Annotated in this window: 29 protein-coding genes and 1 other annotated feature; of the genes, 6 read left to right on the top strand and 23 right to left on the bottom strand. The window is 35.8% G+C overall.

The genetic code is table 11. The annotated features are described in order from the left end of the window. Positions 1 to 278 precede the first annotated feature (278 nt). The 14 genes from AB3M96_RS15470 to AB3M96_RS15405 form a co-directional block, all read right to left on the bottom strand. Positions 279 to 458, bottom strand: a complete 180-nt coding sequence (locus AB3M96_RS15470; RefSeq protein ID WP_412968532.1) for a hypothetical protein — start codon at positions 456 to 458, stop codon at positions 279 to 281. Further along, positions 451 to 600, bottom strand: coding sequence for a hypothetical protein (locus tag AB3M96_RS15465; RefSeq protein ID WP_412968531.1), 150 nt, complete (start codon positions 598 to 600; stop codon positions 451 to 453). Before AB3M96_RS15465 ends, AB3M96_RS15470 begins: the two co-directional genes overlap by 8 nt. Beyond that, complete coding sequence (locus tag AB3M96_RS15460) at positions 584 to 838, bottom strand: hypothetical protein (protein ID WP_412968530.1); 255 nt, start codon at positions 836 to 838, stop codon at positions 584 to 586. The genes AB3M96_RS15465 and AB3M96_RS15460 overlap by 17 nt, the downstream gene beginning before the upstream one ends. After that, positions 819 to 1,235, bottom strand: a complete 417-nt coding sequence (locus AB3M96_RS15455; protein ID WP_412968529.1) for a MazG-like family protein — start codon at positions 1,233 to 1,235, stop codon at positions 819 to 821. Before AB3M96_RS15455 ends, AB3M96_RS15460 begins: the two co-directional genes overlap by 20 nt. Beyond that, complete coding sequence (locus AB3M96_RS15450; protein ID WP_412968528.1) at positions 1,232 to 1,480, bottom strand: hypothetical protein; 249 nt, start codon at positions 1,478 to 1,480, stop codon at positions 1,232 to 1,234. Before AB3M96_RS15450 ends, AB3M96_RS15455 begins: the two co-directional genes overlap by 4 nt. Before the next feature lie 165 nt (positions 1,481 to 1,645). Continuing rightward, positions 1,646 to 1,861: a hypothetical protein gene (locus AB3M96_RS15445; RefSeq protein WP_412968527.1), complete on the bottom strand. Its 216-nt coding sequence runs from the start codon at positions 1,859 to 1,861 to the stop codon at positions 1,646 to 1,648. Between the two features lie 27 nt (positions 1,862 to 1,888). Further along, on the bottom strand, positions 1,889 to 2,053 hold the full coding sequence (gene fbpA / locus AB3M96_RS15440; protein WP_412968526.1) for a Fur-regulated basic protein FbpA: 165 nt from the start codon (positions 2,051 to 2,053) through the stop codon (positions 1,889 to 1,891). 12 nt (positions 2,054 to 2,065) lie between these two features. After that, a complete protein-coding gene (locus tag AB3M96_RS15435) occupies positions 2,066 to 2,431 on the bottom strand; it encodes a DUF6906 family protein (protein WP_412968525.1) in 366 nt (121 codons plus the stop codon). A 75-nt stretch (positions 2,432 to 2,506) separates the two neighbouring features. Beyond that, positions 2,507 to 3,433, bottom strand: coding sequence for a phage replisome organizer N-terminal domain-containing protein (locus tag AB3M96_RS15430; protein WP_412968681.1), 927 nt, complete (start codon positions 3,431 to 3,433; stop codon positions 2,507 to 2,509). 121 nt (positions 3,434 to 3,554) lie between these two features. Then, positions 3,555 to 4,343, bottom strand: coding sequence for an antA/AntB antirepressor family protein (locus AB3M96_RS15425; RefSeq protein ID WP_412968524.1), 789 nt, complete (start codon positions 4,341 to 4,343; stop codon positions 3,555 to 3,557). 12 nt (positions 4,344 to 4,355) lie between these two features. Continuing rightward, positions 4,356 to 4,490: a hypothetical protein gene (locus AB3M96_RS15420; protein ID WP_412968523.1), complete on the bottom strand. Its 135-nt coding sequence runs from the start codon at positions 4,488 to 4,490 to the stop codon at positions 4,356 to 4,358. A 217-nt stretch (positions 4,491 to 4,707) separates the two neighbouring features. Continuing rightward, complete coding sequence (locus tag AB3M96_RS15415) at positions 4,708 to 4,962, bottom strand: hypothetical protein (RefSeq protein ID WP_412968522.1); 255 nt, start codon at positions 4,960 to 4,962, stop codon at positions 4,708 to 4,710. Then, the gene (locus AB3M96_RS15410) at positions 4,943 to 5,083 is read right to left on the bottom strand and encodes a hypothetical protein (protein WP_412968521.1); all 141 of its coding nucleotides are present in this window, start codon (positions 5,081 to 5,083) and stop codon (positions 4,943 to 4,945) included. The genes AB3M96_RS15415 and AB3M96_RS15410 overlap by 20 nt, the downstream gene beginning before the upstream one ends. A 2-nt stretch (positions 5,084 to 5,085) precedes the next feature. After that, positions 5,086 to 5,304 (bottom strand): helix-turn-helix transcriptional regulator, encoded by a 219-nt coding sequence (locus AB3M96_RS15405; protein ID WP_412968520.1) that lies wholly within the window; start codon positions 5,302 to 5,304, stop codon positions 5,086 to 5,088. Between the two features lie 200 nt (positions 5,305 to 5,504). Here AB3M96_RS15405 and AB3M96_RS15400 point away from each other — a divergent pair, with 200 nt between their 5' ends. The 4 genes from AB3M96_RS15400 to AB3M96_RS15385 all read left to right on the top strand — a co-directional run bounded on the left by AB3M96_RS15400 (position 5,505) and on the right by AB3M96_RS15385 (position 8,258). Continuing rightward, entirely contained in the window at positions 5,505 to 5,885 is a 381-nt protein-coding gene (locus tag AB3M96_RS15400; protein WP_412968519.1) for a helix-turn-helix domain-containing protein, read from the top strand. A 267-nt stretch (positions 5,886 to 6,152) separates the two neighbouring features. Next, positions 6,153 to 6,305: a hypothetical protein gene (locus AB3M96_RS15395; protein ID WP_412968518.1), complete on the top strand. Its 153-nt coding sequence runs from the start codon at positions 6,153 to 6,155 to the stop codon at positions 6,303 to 6,305. A 212-nt stretch (positions 6,306 to 6,517) separates the two neighbouring features. Next, on the top strand, positions 6,518 to 6,721 hold the full coding sequence (locus AB3M96_RS15390; protein ID WP_412968517.1) for a hypothetical protein: 204 nt from the start codon (positions 6,518 to 6,520) through the stop codon (positions 6,719 to 6,721). A gap of 97 nt (positions 6,722 to 6,818) precedes the next feature. Further along, on the top strand, positions 6,819 to 8,258 hold the full coding sequence (locus AB3M96_RS15385; RefSeq protein ID WP_412968516.1) for a recombinase family protein: 1,440 nt from the start codon (positions 6,819 to 6,821) through the stop codon (positions 8,256 to 8,258). Between the two features lie 32 nt (positions 8,259 to 8,290). On the opposite strand, the gene AB3M96_RS15380 is transcribed toward AB3M96_RS15385, so the two are convergent. After that, positions 8,291 to 8,485, bottom strand: a complete 195-nt coding sequence (locus AB3M96_RS15380; protein ID WP_412968515.1) for a competence protein ComK — start codon at positions 8,483 to 8,485, stop codon at positions 8,291 to 8,293. 155 nt (positions 8,486 to 8,640) lie between these two features. Further along, positions 8,641 to 8,853, bottom strand: a complete 213-nt coding sequence (locus AB3M96_RS15375) for a hypothetical protein (protein ID WP_412968514.1) — start codon at positions 8,851 to 8,853, stop codon at positions 8,641 to 8,643. A 219-nt stretch (positions 8,854 to 9,072) separates the two neighbouring features. Here AB3M96_RS15375 and AB3M96_RS15370 point away from each other — a divergent pair, with 219 nt between their 5' ends. Next, positions 9,073 to 9,309 carry an IDEAL domain-containing protein gene (locus AB3M96_RS15370; protein WP_412968513.1) on the top strand — a complete coding sequence of 79 codons (237 nt, stop codon included), beginning with the start codon at positions 9,073 to 9,075 and terminating at the stop codon, positions 9,307 to 9,309. A 41-nt stretch (positions 9,310 to 9,350) separates the two neighbouring features. On the opposite strand, the gene aceA is transcribed toward AB3M96_RS15370, so the two are convergent. The 3 genes from aceA to AB3M96_RS15355 form a co-directional block, all read right to left on the bottom strand. Then, positions 9,351 to 10,631 carry an isocitrate lyase gene (gene aceA / locus AB3M96_RS15365; RefSeq protein ID WP_412968512.1) on the bottom strand — a complete coding sequence of 427 codons (1,281 nt, stop codon included), beginning with the start codon at positions 10,629 to 10,631 and terminating at the stop codon, positions 9,351 to 9,353. 220 nt (positions 10,632 to 10,851) lie between these two features. Further along, the gene (gene aceB, locus AB3M96_RS15360) at positions 10,852 to 12,441 is read right to left on the bottom strand and encodes a malate synthase A (RefSeq protein ID WP_412968511.1); all 1,590 of its coding nucleotides are present in this window, start codon (positions 12,439 to 12,441) and stop codon (positions 10,852 to 10,854) included. 219 nt (positions 12,442 to 12,660) lie between these two features. Beyond that, positions 12,661 to 13,923, bottom strand: coding sequence for a M48 family metallopeptidase (locus tag AB3M96_RS15355; protein ID WP_412968510.1), 1,263 nt, complete (start codon positions 13,921 to 13,923; stop codon positions 12,661 to 12,663). A 194-nt stretch (positions 13,924 to 14,117) separates the two neighbouring features. After that, positions 14,118 to 14,333: a binding site (T-box leader), on the top strand. Between the two features lie 41 nt (positions 14,334 to 14,374). Here AB3M96_RS15355 and argS point away from each other — a divergent pair. Next, complete coding sequence (gene argS / locus AB3M96_RS15350; protein ID WP_412968509.1) at positions 14,375 to 16,063, top strand: arginine--tRNA ligase; 1,689 nt, start codon at positions 14,375 to 14,377, stop codon at positions 16,061 to 16,063. An 83-nt stretch (positions 16,064 to 16,146) separates the two neighbouring features. Here the strand turns inward: argS and AB3M96_RS15345 are convergent, their stop codons facing one another. The 4 genes from AB3M96_RS15345 to AB3M96_RS15330 all read right to left on the bottom strand — a co-directional run bounded on the left by AB3M96_RS15345 (position 16,147) and on the right by AB3M96_RS15330 (position 18,610). Next, entirely contained in the window at positions 16,147 to 16,455 is a 309-nt protein-coding gene (locus tag AB3M96_RS15345) for an MGMT family protein (RefSeq protein ID WP_412968508.1), read from the bottom strand. 12 nt (positions 16,456 to 16,467) lie between these two features. Then, complete coding sequence (locus AB3M96_RS15340) at positions 16,468 to 16,773, bottom strand: AzlD domain-containing protein (protein WP_412968507.1); 306 nt, start codon at positions 16,771 to 16,773, stop codon at positions 16,468 to 16,470. Next, positions 16,766 to 17,491: an AzlC family ABC transporter permease gene (locus tag AB3M96_RS15335; protein WP_412968506.1), complete on the bottom strand. Its 726-nt coding sequence runs from the start codon at positions 17,489 to 17,491 to the stop codon at positions 16,766 to 16,768. Before AB3M96_RS15335 ends, AB3M96_RS15340 begins: the two co-directional genes overlap by 8 nt. A 342-nt stretch (positions 17,492 to 17,833) precedes the next feature. After that, positions 17,834 to 18,610, bottom strand: a complete 777-nt coding sequence (locus tag AB3M96_RS15330; protein ID WP_412968505.1) for an enoyl-CoA hydratase-related protein — start codon at positions 18,608 to 18,610, stop codon at positions 17,834 to 17,836. Between the last annotated feature and the right edge of the window lie 248 nt (positions 18,611 to 18,858).

Below are 18,858 nucleotides of genomic sequence, written 5' to 3'. Positions count from 1 at the left end.
ATGTTATTTTTATGGGTCTGAGGATTGTAAGTAAAGATTCGTTTAGAAATCTTAACCTCGTGAATTTGTGTGACATAATCATATAAATCTTCACGTTGTTTGCACCTGTGTAAGCACTCCAATTTCGTTTCACCTTTAACTTCAATCTGATTACTTGCCAGTTTCATTTTTCCGGCACTCCCGACAAATCCTTTTACCTTCCTTAACAACCGAGTGTTTTGCCTGGATCACTGCAAAACATTTACTGCAGCTAACAAATTTCATATAGCTTCCACTCCTTAATAAACAAATTTCTTTGTAAAAGAACCTGCAGTTGCTTCTAAGTATCGAATACCGTCCTTTGTTACACCTTTACCAGTAATAGTTGCTTCTTCCTTTTTCATTTCAAGGAAAGGTGACTTTCGATGATAAATCGTTACTTTATCCCCGATAAATGCTTTCTTAACATGTTCATTCATTTGTGCTCACAACCTCCCCTGTATGAGAGTACTCAAATAGTTCTGACATACAGCAAGGTGTTAATAATGGTTCTACATCTTTCTCGACACAGAATGCTTGTCCGCATTCTTCACATGAATACACATCAATTTGGAGATTCATGGACCATAACCACCTTCTTGTTAATAATTCCAAGTTCTTTTAAAGCTTCTTGAAGAGCGTTTCTTAAGAAAGCAAGTTTTTCATCTTCACTTAACGAATAATCATCCGACATTGCTAAAAGGTAACAGTTGGCAATAAAATCTAGTTCTTTAATAACCTCTGCAATCTGTCTGTGATAATCCCGGTGTTCTGATTGTGTTAAAGCCATTGGTTTCCATTTAATTTCTGGTAGTGTCATAGGGATTGACACCTCCAATATGAGGAAAGTTTGCTTCATACCTTCGTAGCCATTCTTTCAATGCGCTATAATCTTTTTTCTCACACTTTGTCCATAAGTCTTTCAGAGGCATTTTTATATAATGACGTTCTTCTACAAGTTGTTCCGCTATCGCACATGCAACAGCTGCTACTTGAATCAACTCAGTATATAAATTACTTGCATCCGTTTCCTTAGCGTCTTTAGGAAAATTTATTCCGTTTATTGCCTGGCAAACCTCACCGTATTCTTCTCCTAAGATTCCATTCCACTTACTATAATCATGACGTTGAATTCCCCAAAGTTTATCTTGTCTGTCACGCTCATTCATTACATCAGTTAAAACGCTCATTTTTAGTTGTTCTAGCGTATGGTTCACTTCTTAACCTCCTGAAAGTATTCGGCACCCATATGTTCAACGATCAACTTCATTGTCTTAGGTCCTATACCTTTAACCTTTTCTAACCCTTCAAATTTGCTGGCAATAAACATACAAGCACTATATTTACCTTGTTCAAATCCAAATTGGCTACCGTTTAAATAACCAGAATCATACCCCTCTTGCCTTGCCTTTACGATTACGGGATTTACTTTTACTATTTTTCGGCTTTCTTTTTTGCCCAAATCCTCCACTCCTTACTTTCGGAATCTCTGAACCACCTAATCTATTACATTCATACCCAAACCTTGATGAACAATGTCTATGAAGAGAGCACCTTCTGCAAAAGTACTCTCCGTCCTCTTTGCGCATCCATTCTGGCCGACTGTCAACGATAACAATGTCCATTATTAAAACCACTTTGCTGAATCTTTTTCAGTATCAATGTCACGAAAACTTTGCAAAACAGCTTCGCTTTTCAACTCGTCATAGGTTAGTAAATCAAGTTTCCTTCCGTCTGGAGTATGAGTGATACCTCTTTCCGAAAATCTTTCTAATAGTAATTTGTGATATGTTTTTTCTTGGTGAAGTTTTACTTTTTTTACTGAATCAAATAGCAATCCCATTACTTTCTTCACCTCAACTTTTATTAATCACGAACTTTTGTTTTCAATTTTAAATTTCTCGTTTTCGTAAATTTGTTCTAATTCAGTAAGGTTTAGATCTACTAGTTGCTTTCCATCTGATGTTTTATGAAAACCCATCTTTAGCAGCTCGCATTTGTAGTAATCTTCATTACGTTTACTCTTCGCTAACATCTTTTTCACCTCTTATAACGTAATAACTCTCTGTTTGTTAGATGTTCTGTGAACGATGTGCAGTTCTTGTTGTAGGTTTCTTGTAACAAGCCAATTCTCAGGTTTTAAACCGGCATTTTTGATAATCTGTTTTTGTTTATTTGTTGGACGTTTACCTGCTTTCAACTCATCATCCCTTTCTCTTGCTTTATCAACTTCTTCAAAAAAACGATTTATAATCAGTGGAGATTGTGATTCTCCATTAATCTTGAATGTCTTTAAATCACTTTGTCGTACATCTAAGCGAATAAAGACATTTACTAGATCCTTTCTTGAAACAACATTTCCTGTATAGCCAACAATAGAACCTAGTTCGGCATACTCTAACCTAATCCACATCGGATACATTTATAAAGGTCCTTTACATTTTATTTGTCATAAAGCTTGTACAAGTTTCATAGAATAATAGTGGCTTCAATCACTTTTCATTTTTTTTAAACGTTCCTCAAATTTGCGTTTTTCTTCTTCAAAATTAGAACTATTGTTATCAGCTATAACTTGTTCTTGATTTCCTAGCCATTCAGGAGTTACTTCTTTCCTTATTGGCTTCTTGCCATATGGAGTATTTGAACGTTGATTTCTTTTCTGGACCTCATAAGCTTCAATATCTTTTATTGTTTTTGCGTTATGTGAATACCAATCTCTTAAAATACTTTCAACATAACCCCAAGATCGTTTATTTCTTTCAATGGTAATCTCCATAGCCTTAATGATGATTTCATGTTGATTGCTAAAGTCATCTAACCAGGCGTTAATCTTTTGTGTAAGATGGCTATTTAATTGACCGAAATTATTTTCATAAAAAACAAAACAATTTTTTGAAGTAGGAGTAGGTTGTTCTTCTTCTACTTCTTCTTTATCTATTTCTTTATCTATATCTTCTTCTTTATCTATATCTCCTTCTTCTTCTGTTGCGTGACTTTGCGTGACTGTCACGTGACCGATTCTTTTAGGCGGTTCAAGACGCTTCCGTTCTCTTTCTTTTTGTTTGCGTAATCGGTTCTGCTCCCGGATTCTTTCAAGTCCTTCAATGTTCTGGTGCTTTTCCCAGTTTCGAATACTGATAAATGAATTATCATCAATATCAATCATTCCGAAGTTTTTAAATGCCGATAATGCAAGCCTTACTGTATTGATTGGTCTATTAAAAATGGTTGCTAACATTTCTTCCGTATAGGGTATAGATTCACTTAAGAAGATGTATCCACTCGCATTTGTTTTACCAGCTTGAGATAGAAGTTTTATCCAGATGATAAGGATCGTATCTGCTTCTGGCATTTGTTCAATAAGTCTTATTTTTTCATCTTCAAACATGTGAGTGCTTAACTTAATCCACTTCACTTCTGACAATTAAAACACTCCTTTTACAATCACCTACGCCCATGGTACAATTTAATTTGAATATTGTTTTTATTGTTGCAGTAAGTGTTGGTCGCACTTGCTGTTATTTTTTTATGTAGACTCATGATGTAGGAATTCCTTTTGCCTTAGCTAAAAAGCCAACTAGAATGTTATTAAACTTGTCCAACACTTGCATTCTAACCATGACATCAATACCGTTTACTTTTCGTTTTAATGTTGATTCAGCGTAGAGTCTTCCTGTTTTTTCATAATATGCTGCATTAATTTTTCTTCTTTCATTCTCTACTCTTGCTGGAACATCAATTCCATGCTGAGCCTTCATTACGCTATAAATGGTATTGTAAATTTCATCATGCCCCATTCTGGACCAACGAGCATATTCATTTACACGCTCAATTACTTTAGAGTGATCTGGTACAGCAGTTAGATTGTGAGTAATAGTTTGCACACCACTTTCAATTGCATTTATTTTTTTATCCAACAATGCGCTTTGTCTTTCTTGTTCAACCATCTGTTGAGCTAACATTGCAAGATACTCCATCTGAGTTTTGGGTTCTTTAGCTTTATAACGTTTTTCAACAGCGATAAAATATTTTCGAATTTGGCGACCCATTTCATTGTTTTGTACCATCGCTATTTCTTTTGCTGTATCTACAGAAAGTAGGTATTCTTGGGAAGGTCGCCCACTAGTTTTACTCAAATGTGAGTAAAAGTCCTCACCTTCTAAAAAACTGTACGTATCAATTAATCTGGAAATCCAATCGTTAAATCTTGTGCCAATTAATAATTTTTCGTGAAGCTCCCTAGCGTCTACAATCTTCTCTCCAGTAATTGACTTATAGACAGGTAACATATCATCTGCAATAACAGTTAACTGATCCTTATTCATATAACTTCCCTCCTACTCTTCATATGGATTATTAAGCATAAATTCCAGTGTGATAATCTCCCTTACACTTGTTGAATACTCAATCTCAATCATTTTTATGTGTAAGTCACCATCGCCTACATATTTTAAAATCTCTTTACTTAGCAATTACTTTACCTACCTTTCTATAAATCTAGGAATCAAGCAAAGAACAAAAAAAGTAACATTAAAGCTGCGAACACTGGCACAAACAGGAGAATGTATATTGTTTCCTCAAGCCATTTTGCCAACTTCACTATGCCCCACCTCCTCTAAATATTCCTGGTATTAATACCAAAGTTTCGACAAAATTAAGCTAAAAAGATAAGGCTTATTCAGCCTGGGATTACTTCCAAACACGCTCGTTTTCGCAATTTAATACATTTAGCATTTCTTCTAACTGCGATTTTCTCTCCGCAAAATACTTAATGTCATTTGAGCGGTCCTCTTTATATTCGTTTTGAAGTTTTTCGTAAAAATTAATGCTTTCCACGGCATCTTCCAGAAGTTTTTTTAGACCAAAACTAATTAATGACCATTCCGAAGCTTCATTAATTTCAATTTTTGCTTTTTCAAATGTTTTAAATTGATTTCGCTTCACAAAGAGTTTCACTTATTTCACCTGCTTTCAATTTTCTTTCTTCCTCCAAAATCCGAGGAACAGAAGTTTCAGTAAAGAAGAAAAGTATTTTATTTAGTGTTTCTTGAGATGGTTGTTTCATATTTACTCTCCTTTGGGGTTATTTTGACCACTAGACGATAAAAAAATATCGTTTAACGTTACATTGAAGATCTCCGCGAGCTTTAACGCTTTGACCATCGTGATTGGCTTCTTACCGTTTTCCATCTTGTTCATATGGATACGACTTACCCCGATGCGTTTTGCAAGTTCTTCTTGAGTGATGTTTGCTTGTTCTCGTAGCTGTTTAATGTTATTTGGCAATTTCCTTCCCTCCTATCATGTGGTTTGTTTGACCACTTATTGATTCTTATTATATGTGGTCTATTTGCCCACGTCAAGAACTTTTGTGGTAAAATTGGAAGATTTTTTTAACGTGATTGAAATGTGATTTTTATCATTGAAGTGATATGATATGAATGTTAACTATTAGGAAACATTTCTGTTTTTATGGGGGTGTAATTGTGAACGATTTCGGAGAAAAACTAAAGAAACTTAGAACTAAAAATGACGACACCCTAAGACAGTTAGGTGCAAAACTAAACATTGACCACAGTAATTTATCTAAAATAGAAAGAGGAGAACGCAAACCTAATATAGAGTTACTACAATCCATATGTAAACTTTACAATACACCTATGAGTTACTTTCTTGGAGAAGTTGAGTTTGTAGATGTACCTGAACAACTCAAAGAAGAAGGTGTTGTTCGTATTTCAATAGATAAATCGTTAAGAGAAGACTTAACCGACCAGGATATAAAAGATGCATTAGAATTGATAAGAGATCTAAAAAGGGATGGGAAGATTGACTTTAATAAATTAAATGAAATACAGTCAAGGAAATAAGGAAACACTTACCAAATGGTAGGTGTTTTTTCGTGGTCCTTATATACCTTTTTTAGAAATAACAACTTTCGGAAAATTTAACCAATATTACTTTTGTAATACTAAAGTATTATGCACAAACCATTATAAATCTACCTTTTGTATTAGTAATTGTCGAACAATGTAGAAATTGAACACTATATGTAATCCTTTACTTTGTTATAGAATTAAGGCATAATAAGAAATATCTAATAGGAACGTTTGTTCGTAAACAATGGAGGGGATAGCGTGGTAACTATCATTCACACAGAGAGATTAGAACAAGGTATATGTATCCAAATTGAAGACGTAATTTTTAAAGGTACAAGAATATCGGAACGACCCTCTATAATTGATGTTCCTATAACAAACGATGATTGTTTATTGAAAGAAGCTAACTAGATTGTTAGTTTCTTTTTTTTTGTCTAAATTTGCTAGTTCATATTGACTTGGTAGTCCTATTTTCATAGAATTAAAATGTTCATTATTTTTCCAATATCCTAAATTTTTATGTACATACCTATTGTTTTTGAAACTTTTTTTGATTGCGGTATAACCTTTACATTTGGTGGGTATGTGCCAAATTAATAACATATAAGGAGAGGGAATCTAAAATGAACATTATCGAAATGCTAGACAAGAAATTGGAGGAAGCTAAGAAAAGAAAGTCCGATGCCGATCTATTATTAGTCTCCACTGAATTATTGTTTCACCTCTACTATGAGGACAAAATGAATCGTGAAGAATTAATTGAAATGGCAACCGAGATTTATAATTTAGCAAATCCTAACGAACCACTTCCGAATCTAGCAAGCTAAAAAAAGCCTACCTTTAAGGTAGGTTTTTAGTTTTGTATAAATTTGCTATTTTCATATGTAGCCTAATTGACTACAATTAAGTCAAGGAGTGAACACAATGAAAACAGCTATTTATATTCGTGTTAGTACAGAAGAACAAGCAAAAGAAGGGTATTCCATCTCTGCACAAAGGGAACGACTAAAGGCCTATTGCATTGCACAGGACTGGACAGTAGCTAACTTTTATGTGGATGAAGGGATATCTGCTAAGGATATGAAACGGCCACAATTACAACAAATGGTGAAAGATATTAAAACCGGTAAAATAGATTGTGTTCTTGTGTATCGTCTGGATCGTCTAACACGTTCAGTTTTAGATTTATATAAATTACTTGAGGTATTTGAAAAACACGATTGTAAATTCAAGTCAGCTACAGAAGTATATGACACTACCACTGCAATGGGTAGAATGTTTATTACCATTGTTGCAGCTCTTGCCCAGTGGGAACGTGAAAACATGGGTGAGCGCATCAGTATGGGTTTTTCTGAAAAAGTAAGACAAGGCAGATATGCACACAATAACAGGCCATTCGGATACAATCTGGAACCTACATCTGGTGAACTCACCATAAGAGAAGATGAAGCTGCAGTCGTTCGATTAATCGTAAATCTATACATAAAACAGGGTATGGGAGCAAATAAGATATGTAAGTACTTAAATAGTCGCAACATCAAGACAAGAGACGGAAATAGCTGGAATGACAAACCTCTGGTTCAACTACTAAAAAACCCACTATACAAAGGGACAATTAGATGGACTGATCAATTAGTCGAAGGCGCAGCTCCTGCAATTATAGATGAGGATACATGGGATGAGATTCAACGAACACTTGAAAGAAGAAGAACACTTCCACCACAGGTAGTTTCCAGTGATTATATATTCTCCAGTGTATATAAGTGTAAACTGTGCGGTTATACAATGACCGGTTATAAAGTTACGTACACTAAAACAAATGGAGAAAAAGTTGAGTATAAGAATTATAGATGTTTACACAAAAAGACTGGCCAGTGTAAAGGCTCAATGTCAACCACAGAAAAATCACTTGAAGAGGCTTTTCTTGAGTATCTCGATAATATTGATTTCTCCAAAGCAATTGAAGAAGTTGCAGCTATAAAGAGTAATCGCGTAAAACCATCAAATGACGAAGAAACAATAAAGTTTTTAAAGTCAGAGTTACAAAAAATCGAGAAGAGAAAAAAGAAGTGGCAGTATGCATGGGCTAATGAAACAATTAACGATGAGGATTTCTCAAAACGTATGGAAGAAGAGAAATTGCTGGAAGATAATATAAAAGAACAGTTCTCACAGTTCAGTCCACAGGATGAAATTAAGACTGATCCAAGCGACGTATATAGAATACTCCAGAACGTCAGAAACAACTGGAATCATCTAACAGATGGCGAGAAGAAAACACTCGTACAAATGACAATAAAAGAAATTCATGTGAAGCACGAAAAGAAAAACGAAACGATTGTTGAACATATAGACTTTTTATAAGTCTATATTTTTTTAGGTACTTTCATAACCCCTCAACCTTTCAGACTGCTACCGAAAAAACGGCAACTCCGGTCTACAATTTCAAATGGTTTCATTGCTACCACACATTCACCTTCAACTTCAATTACTTTTGAACAAAGATTAATTCCAACTTTTATTGGAAGGATAGCCATGGTAAATGGATTTATCTCATATTCCAACAAATAGCTAATTTTCTTCAATTGCATTTACTCAACTCCTTTGATAAGTTTAAATTTTCTAAAAAATGAAAGCACTCTCATATTATCATCTATAGGTCCTTTTAACCATTCTTTTCACAAATTGTTCACAAAAAAAGTGGTATTCCTCAAAAAGAAAACCACAAATACGGTGCAAAGAAGATTTAGGAGTTCTCATTTAATTGCCCTAATTCTTTATCAGCAATATATGCATTTGCTTGCTCTAATGTAGTATGCTCATCAACCGAATCTCCTGCGTATACTGACTCTGTTAAAAAAGGGTTTTTTGTATCAAGTGCATTGGACATTCCAAAGACAGGATTTAACGGTGTTGTTGCTGGAATATCACTATTCTCATGTTCATTTCGATTCTTCATTTTTCCACCTCCATTATTATCTTGGTGCTAACTTGCTAAAAACATACAGAAAAAGACTACTATTTTAACATTTTATTCCAGTGTATTTTCAAACAAACTCCTTGTACTGTTTTCTTTATACGTATTATGACTAAAATATTTTTAAAAAGTCTAAAAATTCAGTTGATTTTCTCCTCCTTGCTAAATATACTATAAAAAAGGGTCTAGGGGTGAACTTTCATGAAAAATAGGAAGACGTACACAGAGATCATGAAGTCACGGAATACGCAAAAAAGGAAATCTCCTGAAGTAACAGTATTAGACATATATATTCAAATGATCATTGATGAGAGCCTATTTAAAAGGAAAAAAGAATTATTAGAAACGAAAGTTAACGAAGCAATTGACTCAGGAAATGAAAGACTGTTCATGGAGTTATCAGTGGAATATGGAAAACTTGTAAACCGAGCGGTATAGAAAAAACTGACTAGCATCAAATGCTAGCCAGTTTTTTGTGATTATGATTTTGTAAATTGTGATTCCTCAGTTGAACCCTTCAATGCAGTAGTTGAAGATGTTCCTCCTGTAATAACTTGAGCCACTTCATCAAAGTAACCAGTACCAACTTCACGTTGATGTCTTGTTGCAGTATATCCATATTTTTCGCTTTCAAATTCAGCTTGTTGAAGCTCGGAATATGCTCCCATTCCTCTTTCTTTATAGCCTCTTGCAAGTTCAAACATGCTGTGGTTAAGAGCATGGAATCCAGCAAGTGTTACAAATTGGAATTTATAACCCATTTTTCCTAATTCCACTTGAAACTTTTCAATTGTGTCTGCATCAAGTTTTTTCTTCCAATTGAAGGATGGTGAACAGTTATATGCTAACAGTTTACCCGGGAATTTTTCGTGTATTGCATCAGCAAAACGTTGTGCCTGCTCTAAATTTGGTTCTGAAGTTTCGCACCAGATTAAGTCTGCATACGGGGCATACGCTAAGCCTCGTGCAATTGCTTGATCAAGACCAGCTTTCGTTCTAAAGAATCCTTCAGGTGTTCTTTCTCCTGTAATAAATTCTTGGTCTACTGGATCGATGTCACTTGTAATCAAATCTGCAGCATCCGCATCTGTTCTGGCTACTAGAATAGTAGGAACGCCCATTACATCTGCTGCTAAACGAGCAGAAATTAAGTTTCTAACTGCTGTTTGTGTAGGCAGTAGCACCTTACCGCCTAGGTGTCCACATTTTTTCTCAGATGAAAGTTGATCCTCAAAGTGAACGCCTGCTGCACCGGCTTCGATCATACCCTTCATAAGTTCAAACACATTTAATTGGCCACCGAAGCCAGCCTCTGCATCCGCAACAATAGGAGCAAACCAATCGGTATCGCCTTCGCCTTCTAAATGTTGAATCTGGTCAGCACGTTGTAACGCCTGGTTAATTCTTTTTACAACGCTTGGCACACTGTTTGCCGGGTATAAGCTTTGGTCTGGATACATATGACCAGAAAGGTTAGCATCTGCTGCCACTTGCCAGCCACTTAAGTAAATTGCTTTTAATCCTGCTTTGACCTGCTGGACTGCTTGATTTCCTGTTAATGCTCCAAGCGCATTAATGTAATCTTCATTGTTAAGTAAATTCCAGAGCTTTTCTGAACCTCGACGAGCTAATGTATGTTCTATGTCAATTGATCCTCGAAGACGAATGACATCTTCTGCTGTATATGTTCTTTCAATACCTTTCCAACGTGAATCGAATTCCCAGCTTTCTTGTAATTTTTGAACTCTTTCGTTTGTCATGTGTATATCCTCCTTAAGAAATGTATTATTTATATTTACTTTCCAAAAAGTTTATTTTTTCTGCTTTTTAATAAGATACATATTACATTGTTTGGTGATTTCCGCTCCTGGTAATCGCTACAATCACCCGTGTTATAACATATTATTCAACTTAATAACCAATAGCAAAAGTCATATAAACCAACAAGTTTTACTTTAACAACCCAAGTAAAAAAGTATTTTATAAAATCTCATAACCTGGTAATGTTAAAAACTCTTCAAATTCGTCATTCGTTATTAGTTTTTCGAATAGAGTCGTAGCTTCTTCAAAGCGGCCCGCTTCAAAATACTTGCTACCGACCTCTTGTTTAATTTTTTCAAGTTCTTCGTCCTTCAATTGTTGAACAAGTTCAAGGGTAACTTTTCTTCCGTCGTCTAAAACTCCCTTTGGATGGCGAATCCATTGCCAAATCTGTGCTCTTGATATTTCAGCAGTTGCTGCATCCTCCATTAGGTTGTGAATCGGAGCAGCACCACGTCCCTGTAACCAAGACTCGATATATTGAATTCCAACATTTATATTTGTTCTAACCCCTTGTTCGGTAATGCTTCCTTCTGGAATAGCTAAGAGGTCAGATGCTGTAACTTGGACATCCTCACGCTTTTTATAAATTTGGTTTGGTCCTGTCATAACCTCATTAAACACTTCCGCAGCAACAGGTACTAATCCCGGATGTGCTACCCATGTACCATCATGGCCATTTTTTGCTTCTCTTTCTTTATCAGCACGTACCTTAATAAATGCTTCTTCATTTGCTTCTGGATTGTTTTTTACAGGTATTTGAGCTGCCATACCGCCAATCGCATGAACATTTCGGCGATGACAAGTTTTAATTACATGCTGTGAATAAGCACTCATAAAAGGAACCGTCATTGTTACCACTGAACGATCTGGTAATATTACGTTCTCTACGTTTCTAAATCTTTTTAAATAGCTAAATATATAGTCCCATCTACCACAATTCAGACCTGCTGAGTGTTCCTTAAGTTCATATAAAATTTCATCTACCTCAAAAGTTGCAAGGATTGTTTCAATTAATACAGTTGCTTTAATTGTACCTTGCGGGATACCTAGTTCTTGTTGAGCAAAAATAAATACATCATTCCAAAGTCTAGCTTCTAAATGGCTTTCCATTTTAGGTAAGTAAAAATATGGCCCACTGCCATTTTCAAGTAATGTTGTAGCATTATGATAAAAATAAAGTCCAAAGTCTAGTAAACTTGCAGATATTCGATGTCCATCCAGGACAATATGTTTTTCCTCTAAATGCCAGCCGCGTGGACGTACAACGAGAGTAGCTGTTTCATTATTCAGCTCATACTTCTTCCCATTCGGATTTTCGAATGAAATCGTCCGCTTTACCGCATCTCTAAGATTTATTTGCCCATTAATAACATTCTCCCAAGTTGGAGAGTTTGCATCCTCAAAATCAGCCATAAAGACCTTTGCACCTGAATTCAGTGCATTGATAATCATTTTACGATCAACAGGTCCTGTTATCTCTACCCGTCTATCTTGGAGATCCTTCGGTATTGGAGCTACTGTCCAATTACTGTTACGGATATGCTCTGTTTCAGGTAAGAAATCTGGCATCTTTCCGTTCATAATTTCTTGTTGTCTTTGTTGTCTTTTTTCTAGAAGCTGTACCCTTCGCTGACCAAATCTTCGTTCTAGTTTCTCAATGAATGCCAATGCATCAGGTGTCAAAATCTCTTCAAATTGCTTATTCATCTTCCCTTTGACCTGAATCCCTGACGTTTGTGTCGTCATTCTCTTTCTCAACACCTTTCGAAATCTTGTTATAATACAGATTATTTAACATGTTAGTATTATATAACAGTGTTTTTAAAATTGGAACATTTTTCTTTAATTTTTTATATAACAATTTAAAAATAGTAAATCTGTATTATAACAATATATGACGTTTGATTATCTTGACATTTCGATAAAACAAAAAAACCTATTCACATGAATAGGTTTTTTATTTCTTTATTCTTCCTGCTTTTGAAATTCATTTGTATATGTGATTCTCTCTAACATTGTTGGGTGACCATAACGGAAGAGCTTTACCAAATATGGTGGATTTACCTGGCTCAATCCTGCCTTTGCTAATTTTTGAAACGAAGTGACTGCTGCCTGGTTGTCATTTGTCATTTCAAGCGCATACAAATCTGCTGCCTTCTCTTGATTTCTGGATACTGTATTTGAAACAGGATCTGAAACGAAGCTTAGCACAGAAATTAACAAGAGAAACAATGGAAGAACCGCAATATCTTTGACACTAGAAATTTTAAATCTGCTTCCCCATTTTTTGACCATGACATTCATTAGTTTACTTATAATAAATAATCCAACCAGAGTAAGTAGTAGATAGCCCGCTATTCCAAAGTATATATGTTTCATTACATAATGACCCATCTCATGTGCCATTATGAACAAAATTTCACTTTCACTTAATCTTTCTAAGGTTGTATCCCATAAAACAATCCGAGAATTGCTGCCAATTCCAGTTACATACGCATTTAATGAATTCGTTTTTTCAGACATGTTGACTTCAAATACGTGGTCTGCTGGAATATCTGCTCGATCTGCCAGCTCAAGTATTTTGCTTTCTAACTCTTTGTTCGTTAATGGGAAAAAGTCATTATATAGTGGGTCAATAATTACTGGTTGAACAAACATTAAGAACATAGAAAACGGTATTGAAAGTAACCATGCATGAAACCACCAGCGCTTCTCATTTCTTCTAATTAACCAGAATAATACACCTACTATTAAAATCATAAGCCCATAATTCACCCAGAAATCAATCAATACATCCTTCATCCAACTATTAGTTGATTGTACAGTTATATTATATGACTTTGACACATTATAACTAATCCAGGCTATTGGGAACGATAAAACTTCTACTAATAGAGATAACCAGAATAAATAAATGGCTGTTTGTAGAATTGAAAACTTTGTTGATACCTTTGACCAGTCTCGAAACTTTGCCGAGATACCTACAACTAACACGATGATATAGATTAACCACTCAAATGGAACAGATAAAAAATACAATAAGTTCTTAATTTGAGAATACTCTTGGCTTAATAATAGCTCCCGCTCATTCATGAATGTCTGTGGATCTGCCGGACTTCCTTTTAATTGTGATGGTATGTCCGTTGTTGCCCCGAAAAATAAATACCATGCTATAAATAAACCAAAGACAAGATAAATTCCTAAAGACCAACTAATTACTTTTTTCACTAAGCTGTCCCCCTTCATGTACAACCCTACTTACTAGTATTTTAGTAAAAAACATGGACAGTTAGAACAAGTTCTTTAAGTAGTCTGTCCAAGAACATATATAGGATAACCTGTAGTTCAAGTAAAAAAGGACATATGTAAGTGAAAAACTATTGAATTATGAAACTAGATAGAATATGATAAGTAACAATAATATTGATTCAATGAGGAAGAGAGTAATTATGATAAGTACAATAGAGAGTTAGGGATGGTGGAAGCCTAACGTTCTTTTCATAATGAAGCGCACTTCTGAGAAGCTCACCTGAACCTCCTTAAGTAGGGTGTGCCGGGTAAATCCCGTTATTTATTTTGCATAAGCAGGTTCATTGTGAACAATTGGAGTGGTACCGCGGGAAAATCTCGTCTCTTTTATAGAGGCGGGATTTTTTTATTTTCGAATGGAGGTTAAAAAATGGAAGTTATAAAACTATATGCTGAAGAAATCACAAAGCAGCTAAAAAACAAACTTACCTATGAAGAGGTTTACAAACTAATCGAAAAGCCAAAATTTAGTGAGCAAGGAGATCTTGCATTTCCCTGTTTCACACTGGCAAAACGTTTCCGTAAGTCTCCTGTGGAAATAGCCAAACAAGTAGCAGAGACACTTCAACATTCCATTTTTGAAAAGGTTGTTGCTAACGGCCCGTACGTAAACTGTTTTTTACAAAAGGAATCCGTAAGTAAAAAGGTTCTTAGCTCTATTTTAGAACATGGTGCAAGTTACGGGAGTTCAACAATAGGTCAAGGAGCTACGGTTACGATTGATTTTTCATCTCCCAATATCGTAAAACCATTTTCGATGGGACATCTACGGTCAACGGTTATCGGTAACTCGCTTTCTAAAATTGTGGAAAAGTGTGGCTATCAGACTGTACGAATTAATCACCTAGGGGACTGGGGAACACAGTTCGGAAAACTAATTGTGGCCTACAAACTTTGGGGAAATGAGCAAGTAGTTCAAAACAATCCAATTACCGAATTACTTACTCTTTATGTGCGGTTCCATTCTGAAGCAGAGTCTAACCCTGGTTTGGAGGATGACGCGAGAGCATGGTTTAAAAAACTTGAAGACGGTGACCAAGAAGCTCATGAGTTATGGAATTGGTTTAGAGAGGAATCCTTAAGAGAATTCTCTCGTATCTATTCATTATTAGAGGTTGAATTTGACTCTTATAATGGTGAAGCTTTTTACAATGATAAGATGCAGCCTACAATTAACCTACTGTTGGACAAAAAGCTTTTAGTAGAGTCAGCTGGAGCGGAAGTTGTAGACTTAACAGAGCATCAGCTTCCCCCATGTTTGATAAAAAAGTCTGATGGTGCAACCCTTTATGCGACAAGAGATGTTACAGCAGCGATTTATCGTCAGAACACCTATTCATTTCAGAAGGCAATCTATGTTGTCGGACATGAACAAAGTCTGCACTTTAAGCAGATCTTCCTGGTTCTTGAGAAGTTGGGCTTTGAGTGGGCTAAAGAAATGGTCCATGTTCCATTTGGTTTTATATTAAAAAACGGGAAAAAGATGTCGACACGGAAAGGAAAGATTGTCCTTTTAGAAGAGGTAATTATGGATGCGATTGACCTGGCTATGAAAAACATTGAAGACAAAAACCCAGGCTTGGCTAATAAAGAAGAAATCGCTAAAACTGTGGGAGTTGGGGCAATCATCTTTCACGACTTAAAAAATGAACGTCTCAATAACGTCGAGTTTTCATTAGAGGATATGTTAAAGTTTGAGGGAACGACGGGTCCATATGTTCAGTATACCCATGCGCGGGCTTGCTCCATTTTACGAAAAGCTGGAATGGAAATAGCACCATCTGTAAATGGACTATCAGACCCACATAGCTGGGCAGTAGTTAAACTTTTAATGGAGTTCCCTACGACAATTGAAAAAAGTATGCAGCTTTATGAACCATCGGTTATTGCAAAATATGTGCTTGAGCTATCTCAAGAATTTAATAAGTATTATAGTCATGTGAAGATACTTGGGGATGACCCTGAACAAGTTGATCGCCTTTCACTTGTAAATGCTGTCACGATTGTATTGAAGGAAGGCTTAAGATTACTAGGGATAAAAGCACCAGAAGAAATGTAAAAAGAGAGACAACTAAATTGTCCGCATAAATAAAAAACTGCCCCCCAATTGTTAGAAACACCTAAACAATTAGTGGCAGTTTTTTATTCTGGATGATGTTGATATTTTTCAAGACTGACCCTTTTATTATCAATTACTTCAATACCTTCATCTTCTAGAAACAACACCTGTGCCTCATGTGTTTCTTGGTCATTAATTCCAAGTTCTCCTTTTGAATTAATGACCCGAAACCATGGTAGTTTGTATTTTTTACTCATTGAATGAAGTACCCTAACTACCTGCCTTGCACCTCTTGGACTGCCAGCAAGTCTTGCAATTTGACCGTACGTCATTACCTTTCCAGATGGAATTTGTTTAATGATAGCTACTACTCTCTCTGTAAAAAGATTCATATTTTCATTTCCTTAAAAGAAGAATGAATAAATACTTAATGCAATAATTGAACTTAGTACAACCACAATTACATTTGCACCCAAATATGCAACTACAAAAGCAACGACTGCCCCAATAATTCCAAACCATATATCTTCATTAATCGTGAATATCCCTGGGATAATTAATGCTCCTAGAATTGCAAAAGGCACATTTTTAAGAACTCCTTGAAGAAAAGGAGGCAGTTTTACAGAATTGAAAACGACGAGTGGCAACATTCTTGGAATATATGTAACAAGCCCCATCCCAATAATCATGAGTAGTATTGTTTTATCCATTTTCAACTTCCTCCTCTTTATTCCTACCTAAATGGACAACTGCTTCAATTCCTATTGCTGAAACTAGTGTCGCTGAAACAATTGACCAGCCTGGTTCCATGAAAAAGGAAAAAATGGTGTTTAGTACAGCAGCACTAGCAGCCAGAACGACAACTTTACGTTGTTTTTTCATGGATGGTACAAGTAACCCTATAAACATTGCATATAAAGCAACAGACATGCTTTGCTGTAAGACACTAGGCAGACTTGAACCAATTACATGACCCACTCCGGAAAAAGCAACCCAGCTTCCATATGATACAGATATAACGCCAAACATATACCCCGTAGTCACAGTACCTTCTTTAACAGCAGCAACAGAAAATGTCTCATCGGTTACCCCAAAGGAATAAAGCGCCTTTTTGACTGGATGGTCTTCCTCAACTTTTTCATTAAGAGACGCACACATTAGGAAGTGGCGGATATTTAAGATAAATGTTGTAAGAATAATTTCGAATACACCCGTTCCCACTGCGATAAGCTGTAAAGCTATGTATTGTGAGGCTCCAGCAAACACAATTAAGCTCATCATCACTGTTTCTGTAACAGAGAGACCTGTTGTTTTTGCTAACAAACCAAATGTAAGTGCAATTGGCATGTATCCTATGGCAATACTTAACCCTGCTTGAACACCACTACGGAAATCTGATTGTTTTTTAACTAGTACTGTTGTAGACATTCCCTCTTGTATCCCCCAAACTCCGTTTTTATTATCTATTCTCTTAAAAATGAGGTTATATTTCAATCTTTTTGACTTTAAAAGGTGAGATTTTTCTATTTATCTACTTTTTTGGGATAGTCGGGAAGGAGTACTATCGTCTATATTTCATTCTATAGGCGTTATTTTGGTTCTATCGTCGTTATTTTTTATTCTATAGGCGTTAAATTATTTCTATCATCGTTAATTAAATTTTATAAGCGATAATTCATTACTATCGCCGTTAGCAAAAAAAGTCCTACACGAAACACAATTTACCGTCCTAATAAAAAAGCACCCCATCCCTGAGGTACTTCTACTAATCTATTTCCCTTTAAAATTCGGTTTTCTTTTTTCACTAAAAGCTGCCAGTGCCTCTAATCGATCCTCAGTTGGAATCGTGACTTCGTATGCTTTTCTTTCAATTTTCAATCCCGTTTGCAGATCTGTATTCATCCCCTGCTTAATTGCGAATTTGGCTTGTTGCAGAGCGATAGGTCCATTTTTCAACATGGCATTTGCTAGATTTAAAGCTTCAGTTCGTAATTCCGTACGTGTAACGACGCTAGTTACAATTCCATATGCATATGCTTCTTCTGCTGTCATACGCTTTGCCGTTAAAATTAACTCCAAAGCTTTTGTTTCACCAATTAACCTTGGAAGACGTTGTGTACCGCCAGCTCCTGGAATAATTGCTAAGCCTGTTTCTGTTAGTCCCATAGAAGTATCATCTACAACAATCCGGAAATCACAAGCCAGGGCAAGCTCCATTCCACCACCAAATGCATATCCATTTATCATACATATGGTAGGTTGAGGGAGTGCCTCAATACTTGAGAATACTTCACCAATTTTATATACATTTCTTTTCACTTCTGAATCTGATAACGTTTTGCGTTCTTTTAGGTCAGCGCCAACACTAAATGATTTTTCACCTGCACCAGTAATTAACACTACACGCACATCAGGATTGGAGCGTATATCCTCTACAACTGATTCAAGATTTTTTAGCATTTCGTAATTAAAACAATTCATTGCTTCAGGACGATTTAGTGTAATCGTAGCAATATGGTTTTCTACTTGATATAAAACAGTACTCATGTATACACCTCTTTTGTTGATATCGCTTACATTCTATTTCGCCTAAAAAGGGAAAATTCCTTCTTCATCGTGAATTGGCTCTTTTCTTAAAAATCGTTGCTATTTGCCTTTTTTCTTTTAGAGTGAAAGGGTACAAAGGGGGTGATTTCCGCTCCTGGCACTCGCTTTCCACGGGCGGACCGTGAGCCTCCTCAATGAAATGCTGAAGCGGCTTGGTCAGAAACGAGGAAATTGGCCGCCAATAACGC

The sequence above is a fragment of the Ferdinandcohnia jepli genome (assembly GCF_047246645.1).
Taxonomy (GTDB): Bacteria; Bacillota; Bacilli; order Bacillales; family Bacillaceae_L; genus Ferdinandcohnia.
The sequence above is the reverse complement of the archived record's forward strand: the minus strand, read 5'-3'. Positions and strand labels throughout refer to the sequence as shown.